General features: G+C 64.0%; 4 protein-coding genes. All 4 read left to right on the forward strand.

Annotated elements, in window-relative coordinates; genetic code table 11:
- The first annotated feature begins 1 nt into the window (after position 1).
- Complete coding sequence (locus BLO51_RS09305) at positions 2-7,198, forward strand: amino acid adenylation domain-containing protein (protein WP_090670197.1); 7,197 nt, start codon at positions 2-4, stop codon at positions 7,196-7,198.
- The gene (locus tag BLO51_RS09310; RefSeq protein WP_090670200.1) at positions 7,195-7,422 is read left to right on the forward strand and encodes an MbtH family protein; all 228 of its coding nucleotides are present in this window, start codon (positions 7,195-7,197) and stop codon (positions 7,420-7,422) included. Before BLO51_RS09305 ends, BLO51_RS09310 begins: the two co-directional genes overlap by 4 nt.
- Positions 7,419-8,879: an MDR family MFS transporter gene (locus BLO51_RS09315; RefSeq protein WP_090670203.1), complete on the forward strand. Its 1,461-nt coding sequence runs from the start codon at positions 7,419-7,421 to the stop codon at positions 8,877-8,879. The genes BLO51_RS09310 and BLO51_RS09315 overlap by 4 nt, the downstream gene beginning before the upstream one ends.
- Before the next feature lie 226 nt (positions 8,880-9,105).
- A partial coding sequence (locus BLO51_RS09320; RefSeq protein ID WP_090670206.1) for a helix-turn-helix domain-containing protein occupies positions 9,106-9,298 on the forward strand: 193 nt, incomplete at its 3' end.

Genomic DNA, 9,298 nt, shown 5'->3' on the forward strand with positions numbered 1-9,298 from the left:
TATGTCTGAAGCTCGTCAAACCCGCCAGCCGTTGACGGGGGCGCAATTGGGGATTTGGTTCGCCCAGCAGCTTGACCCGGAAAGCCCGATGTTCAATACGGGGGAATATATCGATATTCGCGGCTCTGTGGACCCGGCGCGTTTCGAAGCGGCGCTGCGTCAAACGATGGAGGAGGCGGAAACGCTGCATCTGCGCTTCGGCGAGGATGAGAGCGGGCCTTGGCAGTGCCTTGAGCCGTCGTCCGATTGGATGCTGCATCATATGGACTTCAGCGGAACGGACCATCCGCTGGAAGCGGCGGAGGCTTGGATGAGACGGAACTTGGCCGAGCCGATGGACCTGACACGCGGGGCGCTGTTTACGCAAGCGTTGTTCAAGCTGGCCCCGGACCGGTTTCTCTGGTATCAGCGCATCCATCACCTCGTCATCGACGGCTACAGCTTTTCGCTGCTGGCCCAAAGAGCCGCTCAGCTCTATACCGCCTTCTCTCAGGAACAGCCGCCCGGACCGGGAGCCTTCGGCGAACTGCAATCGATTCTCCAAGAGGACGAGGCTTATCGCGCTTCGGAGCAGCAGGAGCGGGACCGGGCCTTCTGGCTTGCCCGCTTCGCCGACGCGCCGGAAGCGGTGAGTCTGGGCAGCCGGACGGCCAGAGCCGGGGCGGGCTTCCTGCGCCGGACCGCGCAGCTGTCGCCGGACGAGGCGTCCGCGCTGCGGGAAGCGGCCGAGCGGACGGGAACGACTTGGCCCGATGTCGTCATTGCCGCGACGGCGGCTTACGTGCATCGGCTGACCGGCGCCGACGACGTGATTCTCGGCCTGCCGATGATGTGCCGACTGGGATCGGCTTCGCTGCGCATTCCGGGCATGGTCATGAACCTGCTGCCGCTGCGTTTGGCCGTGTGGCCCGAGATGCCGCTGTCCGAGCTGCTGCGCCAAGTCTCGCGGGAGGTTCGCGATGCCCGGCGCCATCAGCTGTACCGGCAGCAGGATATGCGGCGGGAGCTGAAGCTGCTCGGGGAAAACCGCCGTTTGTTCGGGCCGATGGTCAACGTGATGCCGTTCGACTACCGGCTGAGCTTTGCCGGCTGCCCCGGAATTCCGCATAATCTGTCCGCCGGACCTGTGGACGATCTGTCGATCCACGTCTATGACCGGTCGGACGGCAGCGGGCTGCGGGTAGATTTCGACGGAAATCCGGCAGTGTACGGGGCGGAAGAGCTGGCGGCTCATCAGCGGCGGTTCCTTGGCTGGCTGGAGCGGCTTGCCTCGGCCGACCCTGGGCGGCCGATCTCACAGATCGACATGCTGCTGCCCGAGGAACGGGAGCAGGTGCTCATCGAATGGAACGAAACGGCCCGGGAAATGCCGGAGGCTTCCACGGCCGCGATGGTCGAGGCCCAAGCGGCCTGCACGCCGGAAGCGGTCGCCGTCGTTTTCGAGGATACGGTCCTCACGTATGCCGAATTGAACCGGCGCGCCAACCGGCTGGCTCATGCGCTGATCTCGCGGGGCGCCGGTCCGGAAGGCATCGTGGCGCTGCTGCTGCCGCGATCGGCGGAAGCGGTCGTGGCGTTTCTGGCCGTCCATAAAACCGGTGCCGCGTATTTGCCGCTGGACCCCGATTATCCGCAGGACCGGTTGGCCTACATGCTCCAAGACGCCGCTCCCCTGTGCGTCCTAACGGACAGAGAAACGGTTTCCCGGCTGCCTTCCGGAGCGGCGGGGCCTTTCCTGGTGCTTGACGAGGCTGCTGCCGAAGCGCATCTGCTGAGCCAGCCGGAAACTTCTCCCGGCGACGAGGACCGTATCGGGCGTTTGTCGCCTCTTCACCCTGCCTATATTCTTTACACGTCGGGCTCCACCGGCAAGCCGAAGGGCGTGATCGTGACCTTCGGCAGCTTGACCAACCTGCTCACGGCCACGCAGGACAAGTTCCGGCTGGGCGTCCGGGATCGGTTGCTGTCGGTAACGACGATTGCTTTTGACATTTCGGTGCTCGAGATTTTCCTGCCTCTTATTGCGGGAGCCCGCCTCGATATCGCCCCGAGGTCGGTGATCATGGACCCGCCTGCGCTGGCAAGAATGATCCATGAGTCAGGAGCTACGATCATGCAGGCGACTCCGACTCTGTGGCAGGCGCTCGCGTCGAGCAAGCCCGAACCGTTCACCGGCCTGCGGATCATCACGATCGGCGAGGCGTTTCCGCTGGGGCTGAAGCTCGCGATGCAGTCGCTCGGCTGCGAGGTTCATAACCAATTCGGACCGACGGAAACGACGATTCATTCTACTACCGAGCGCCTGGGCGAAGAGCGCACGGGGACGCCGCCGATCGGCAGGCCGATTGCGAACACGCAGGCCTATGTGCTCGATGCGGGGCTGTCTCCGGTACCGCCGGGCGTAGCGGGCGATCTGTATCTTGCGGGAGCGGGACTGGCCCGGGGCTATTTGGGCCGACCGGACATGACGGCCGAGCGATTCGTGGCCGATCCGTTCGGACCGCCTGGCAGCCGGATGTACCGTACAGGCGACCTTGCGAGATGGCTTGAGGATGGGACCCTCGATTACATAGGACGCGCCGATCATCAGATCAAGATTCGCGGATTTCGGGTGGAGCTCGGCGAAATCGAGTCGCTGCTCTCGCGGCATTCGGCCATTGATCAGGTTACGGTCGTAGCGCGGGAGGACCGGCCCGGGGACAAACGGCTTGTCGCTTATTTCACAACCATTTCACCGGACGGTCCCGATCCGGCGGAGCTTCGGCAGTATGTGGCCGAAGAGCTGCCCGATTACATGGTGCCCTCCGCCTTCGTGCCGTTGGCCGCGATGCCATTGACGCTCAATAAAAAAATCGACCGCAAGGCGCTGCCTGCCCCGGATTTTCACGCAGTAGTCAGCCGCAGTCCGAGAACGCCGCAGGAGGAGCTGCTGTGCGGCTTGTTCGCGGAGGTGCTTGGCCTGGCGAAGGCGGGCATCGACGACGACTTCTTCCGGCTCGGCGGCCATTCCCTGCTGGCGGGGCGGATCGTGGCCCGAATCCGGGAAGTGTTCGGCGTGGAATTCGGCATCGGGGGCCTCTTCGAGTCGTCCACCGTCGCCGCTCTCGCCAAGCGTCTCGATCAGGCGCAGGCCGCCAGACCGGCCGTGCGTCCGGCTGAGCGGCCGGAGGCGGTCCCGCTTTCTTTTGCCCAGAACCGACTGTGGTTTCTGTATCGTCTGGAAGGCCCAAGTCCGACCTACAACATTCCGTTGGTTGCCCGGCTGTCCGGCCCGTTAAACGCGGCTGCGCTGGCAGAAGCGCTCGGCGATGTGGCAAGCCGGCACGAGACGCTGCGCACGATTTTCCCGGATACGCAGGGCTCCTCGCAGCAGCTCATTTTGGATGCGGCGGAGGCCAAGCCCCGGCTGCTGGTGACCGAAGTCCGCGAAGACGAGCTGTCCGAGCGGCTGGCGGAAGCGGTGCGCTACGGCTTCCGGCTCGCCGAGGAGCCTTCGCTTCGCGCCGAATTGTTCGTGCTTGGCGAGAACGAATACGCCCTGCTGCTGCTGCTTCACCATATCGCGGGCGACGGCTGGTCGCTGGTTCCGCTCACCCGCGAGCTGTCCGCCGCCTACGCTGCCCGTCTGCGGGGCGAATCGCCCGCTTGGGCTCCGCTGCCGGTGCAATATGCTGACTATGCGCTCTGGCAGGAGCGGCTGCTTGGCAGCGAGGGCGACGCCGACAGCCTGATCGCGAAGCAGCTCGCCTTCTGGACCCGGACGCTGCAGGGCCTGCCGGACGAGCTGACGCTGCCAACCGATCGTCCGAGGCCTTCGGCAGCAAGCTACCGGGGCGAGGTTGTCCGCTTCCGGATCGGCAGCGAGCTGAACCTCCGGCTGGCGGAACTTGCCCGTGAAAGCAAGGCCAGCTTGTTCATGGTGCTGCAGTCCGCCCTTGCGGCGCTGCTTACCCGGCTCGGCGGCGGGACGGATATCCCGATCGGCAGTCCGATTGCGGGGCGGAGCGACGATGCGCTGGATGGCCTGATCGGCTTGTTCATCAATACGCTGGTGCTCCGCACCGATACGTCCGGCGATCCGTCCTTCCGTGAGCTGCTGGCTCGTGTCCGCCAGACGAATCTGGCTGCTTACGAGCATCAGGATGTGCCTTTCGAGCGTCTGGTCGAGGTGCTGAATCCCGTACGTTCGCGGGCCCGGCACCCGCTGTTCCAGATGATGCTGGTGCTGCAAAATACGCCGGATGCCGCGTTGGAACTGCCCGGAGTGTCGTCGCGTCTCCAATTGGACAGCGTCGGTGCGGCCAAGTTCGATCTGACCTTCGAGCTGAATGAGCGCCGCAGACCGGATGGCACGCCGGACGGGCTGGAGGGGCTGCTGGAATACAGCTCCGATCTGTTCGAGCACGGCACGGCGGAAAAGCTGGCCGAGCGGTTTGTGCAGGTGCTGGAGGGAGCGGCGGCCGAGCCGGATCAGCCGATCGGGCGGATGGACGTCTTGTTGCCCGACGAGCGCAGCAGCCTGCTGGCGCAATGGCGAGAGCCGCTGCCCGGGACACCAGGGGCCCATTTGCCCGCGCTGTTCGAGGCGCAGGCGGCCCGCAGCCCCGGATCGGCGGCGGTCGTCTACGAAGAGGAGAGCCTCGACTATGCGGAGCTGAACCGCCGCGCCAACCGGCTGGCGCATCTGCTGATCGCCGAAGGCGTCGGCCCTGAGCAGATGGTGGCGTTGGCGCTGCCGCGTTCGGTGGAGATGGTGATCGGCGTGCTGGCCGTGCTGAAGGCCGGAGCTGCGTACTTGCCGCTGGACCCGGATTACCCTGCCGACCGGCTGGCTTATATGCTGGAGGACGCCCGGCCGGTGTATGTCGTCACAAGCGAAGCCGGGGCTCAGGGCTTGCCGGATACCGGCAGCCTGCCGCGTCTGGTGGTGGATGCGCCGGACACGGCGGAACGGCTAAGGGCGTATTCGCCGGATAACCCCGGCGACCGCGATCGCAGAGGGCCGCTGTCGCCGCTAAGCCCTGCGTATATGATCTATACCTCGGGCTCGACGGGCAAGCCGAAAGGCGTCGTGATCCCGCATCAGAACGTCATACGGTTGTTTGCATCGACGCAGCATTGGTTCGGCTTCGGTTCGGAGGATGTCTGGACGCTATTCCATTCGTATGCTTTCGATTTTTCCGTATGGGAAATCTGGGGACCGCTTCTCCATGGCGGCCGCCTTGTAGTGGTGCCGCACACGGTCAGCCGGTCGCCCGCGGAGTTCCTGCAATTGCTCGTACGCGAGCGGGTTACGGTGCTGAATCAGACGCCGTCGGCGTTTTATCAGCTGATGCAGGCGGACCGCGAGCATCCATCGCTGGGCGGGGAGCTGGCTCTGCGATACGTCGTCTTCGGCGGCGAGGCGCTGGAGCTCGGACGGCTGGAAGAGTGGTATGCGCGCCATCCGGACGACGCGCCGAGATTGATCAACATGTACGGTATTACCGAGACAACCGTGCACGTCAGCTACAAGGAGCTGGACCGCAGCAGCGCCGCTTCGGGGAGCGGCAGCCTGATCGGCGAAGCGATTCCGGATTTGCGGGTCTATATTCTGGATGCGGCGCTGCAGCCCGTACCGCCCGGAGTGGCGGGAGAAATGTATGTCGCCGGCGCCGGGCTGGCTCGCGGCTATTGGGGACGTCCGGGCCTGACGGCGGAGCGCTTCGTGGCCGATCCGTTCGGCGCGGCGGGCTCCCGGATGTACCGTACCGGCGATTTGGCCCGGCGCCTCGCCGACGGCTCGCTGGATTATTTGGGCCGGGCGGATCATCAGGTGAAGATCCGCGGGTTCCGCATCGAGCCGGGCGAGATCGAGGCGGTTCTGGCAAGGCATCCCGGCGTCGCTCAGGTCGCCGTCGTGGTGCGCGAGGATCAGCCGGGCGACAAGCGGCTGGTCGCTTACGTCGTCCCCGCCCCGGACTCGCTCGCCGAGCCTGCCGAGCTGCGCCGGTATGCGGGCGCCAGCCTGCCGGATTACATGGTGCCATCGGCCGTTATCGGCATGGATGCCCTGCCGCTTACGCCGAACGGCAAGCTGGACCGGAAGGCGCTGCCTGCCCCGGATTGGAGCGTCGATCCTGACGGAAGAGGCCCGCGGACGCCGCAAGAGGAAGTGCTGTGCGATTTGTTCGCCGAAGTGCTGGGGCTGCGGCGTGTAGGGATCGACGACGGCTTCTTCGAACTCGGAGGGCATTCGCTGCTGGCGGTGCGGCTGATGAGCCGCATTCGTGAAGCGATGGGCCGCGATCTCGGCATCGGCGTCCTCTTCGAGACGCCGACGGTTGCCGGTCTTGCGGAGCGGCTGGAGATGGGGACGGATCAAGGCGCGCTCCAGGTGCTTCTGCCGCTGCGGGCCCACGGTACCGAGACGCCGCTCTTCTGCGTCCATCCGGCGGGCGGGCTTAGCTGGTGCTACGCCGGCTTGATGAAGCATCTCGGGATGGAATACCCGATCTATGGCCTTCAGGCCCGGGGTATTGCGCAGAGCGAGACGCTGCCGCAGACGATGGACGAGATGACGGCGGATTACATTGCGCACATCCGCACGGTGCAGCCAACCGGCCCGTACCGGCTGCTTGGCTGGTCGCTCGGCGGCAACGTGGCGCAGGCTATGGCCGTCCAATTGCAGCAGGAAGGGGAGGAAGTCGAGTTCCTCGCGATGCTGGACGCCTTCCCAAGCCATTATTTGTCGATTCGCGACGAAGTGGACGAGGAAGAAGCGCTGACCGCAATGCTGGCGCTCGGCGGCTACGACCCGGACAGTCTCGGCGACGTTCCGCTCACCATGGCCGCTGCCATCGAGATTCTGCGCAGCGACGGCAGCGCGCTGGCAAGCTTGGACGAAGCGATTATCCAGAATCTGCGCACGACCTACGAGAATTCGGTTCGTCTGTTAGGGGCGTATGTGCCGAAACGGTACGAGGGCGATCTGCTGTTCTTCCATTCCACGATCATTCCGGACTGGTTCGATCCGATTGATCCGGAGATGTGGCTTCCGTATATTAGCGGGCAGATGGAGCGCCACGATATTGCATGCCGGCATAAAGACCTGTGCCAGCCCGGACCGCTGACGGTGATCGGACAGCAGCTTTCGGTGAAGCTGCAGGCGCTGAAAAACCGGACAGCCAAAACCTTCAGGGAGGAAATCAAACAATGACCAATCCATTCGAGCGAACGGACAGCGACTACCTGGTGTTGATCAATGACGAGGGGCAGCATTCGCTGTGGCCTGCTTTCATTCCGGTTCCGCAGGGCTGGACGGCGGCGTTCGGGCAGGCTGCGCGGGAAGCGTGCCTCGAATACATCGCTGCACGCTGGTCGGATCTGCGGCCTCGCAGCCTTGATGCCGAGCCCGTCCACGCCGACACGAAGCAGGGATGAAGGAAGGACCGAGTCCCAAAGTCGTTGTGTGCATCGTCTACGTCGCCGCCATGTTTATGGCGTCGATGGACGCGACCGTCCTGAACGTTGCGCTGGGCACCATCAGCCGGGAGCTGAACATACCGCCGGCTGCTTCCGGCGCGCTCAACGTCGGCTATCTGGCCAGCCTTGCTCTCGTCCTGCCGGTAGCCGGCTGGCTCGGAGACCGCTGGGGAAGCAAACGGATCTTACTGCTGGCGCTCGGCTTGTTCACCGGGGCTTCCGCCTTGTGCGGGTTGGCCGGCAGTCTGGCGGAGCTTACCGCGTACCGGGTGCTGCAAGGCATCGGCGGCGGCTTGCTCACGCCCGTTGGTATGGCGATGCTGTTCCGGGCCTTCCCGCCGCAGGAGCGTGCCAAGGTATCGCGGGCGCTGGTGCTGCCTATTGCCGCAGCGCCTGCGCTGGGGCCGATCGTCAGCGGCTTGTTGACGGACCAGTTCTCCTGGCGCTGGATTTTCTACATCAATCTCCCGGTCGGTATTCCAGTTCTGCTGTTCGGACTGCTGTATCTCAAGGAGCATAAGGAACCGGAGGCCGGCCGGCTGGATCTGCCGGGCTTCCTGCTCTCCGCTCCCGGCATGGCGCTGACGATGTACGCCCTTAGCCAAGGGCCGGTTCTCGGCTGGCATTCGCCATGGATTGCGGGCGCGGGCCTCCTGGGCTTGCTTTTGCTGGCCGCTCTCGTCGTAGTCGAGCTGCGTGCGCCGAAGCCGATGCTGGATTTCCGGCTGCTAAGCGACAGGCTGTTTCGCACGGCGGGGCTCGTCGGCATGTGCTCGGCCGCCGGCCTGCTGGGCATGCTCTACGTCTTCCCGCTGATGTACCAATATGTGCTGGGCGCCTCGGCGCTGGAGACCGGACTGACGACGTTTCCGGAAGCGCTGGGGTTGATGGTGTCGTCCCAGCTCGTGCCTTGGTCTTATCCGAAGCTCGGCCCCAAACGGCTTATCATGACGGGGCTGCTCTGCACGACGGCGATCTTCGTGCTGCTGAGCTTCGTTCACGAGGGCACGGACCCATGGCTGATCCGCACTCTGCTGTTTGGCGTGGGCGTCTGCTTGGGTCATACGGTCGGCGCGGTGCAGATCGCCTCGTTCGCCAACATTCCCCCTTCGTCGATGGGGCGCGCCTCGACTTGGTTCTCGGTCCAGAATCGGCTTGGCTCCGCGATCGGCCTCGCGCTGCTGTCCGGCATTCTCGCCGCCGTAGGCACGGGAGCGGCGAACGCTGCTGGAGTGATGGAGCCGAATTTGACGGCTTACCGGTCCGCATTGCTAGGGGCGGCAGGCTTCCTGCTGCTCGGTCTGTGGTTTGCATTCGGCATCCGCGACTCCGATGCCGCCGCAACGCTCCGTAAGCGGGGCGCTCCAGCACCGGTCAAAACTGTGGGAGAACGAAGCTCTCCTGCCGAAGGGTAATGTGCTTTGCAGACGTCAAAACGTTGGGGAAGCTATTGTCCAGCGTGTGAAAAAGATTGCCGAACCTCCAGCCAGAAGGCCGGGGCGCGGCAATCTTTTTATTTTATCGTTAAGGCTGAGAAGACTCCCTCTTCGATAAGGGGGAGATGAATCAGCATCTCTTGTATATAAATGAGAACATATGTGCTATAATGGTCATGAAATCACCAAAGGAGATAAGACTCGCATGTTGCATCATAAAGCTTTTCGCTTTCGCATCTACCCTACGGAGGAGCAAACGACGCTGATCCATCAGATGTTTGGATGCGCTCGCTTTGTCTTTAACCACTTCCTTGTGAGATGGAACGACACCTTCCAAGAAACAGGCAGAGGCTTGTCTTACCAGACCTGTGCAAACGGGCTGCCAGCGTTGAAAAAGG

The sequence above is a fragment of the Paenibacillus tianmuensis genome (genome assembly GCF_900100345.1).
Lineage (GTDB): Bacteria > Bacillota > Bacilli > Paenibacillales > NBRC-103111 > Paenibacillus_G > Paenibacillus_G tianmuensis.

Bases quoted from the DNA above. Each gene is read 5' to 3' on its own strand.
- BLO51_RS09305 (WP_090670197.1), top strand. From the start codon at position 2: ATGTCTGAAGCTCGTCAAACCCGCCAGCCGTTGACGGGGGCGCAATTG.
- BLO51_RS09310 (WP_090670200.1), top strand. From the start codon at position 7,195: ATGACCAATCCATTCGAGCGAACGGACAGCGACTACCTGGTGTTGATC.
- BLO51_RS09315 (WP_090670203.1), top strand. From the start codon at position 7,419: ATGAAGGAAGGACCGAGTCCCAAAGTCGTTGTGTGCATCGTCTACGTC.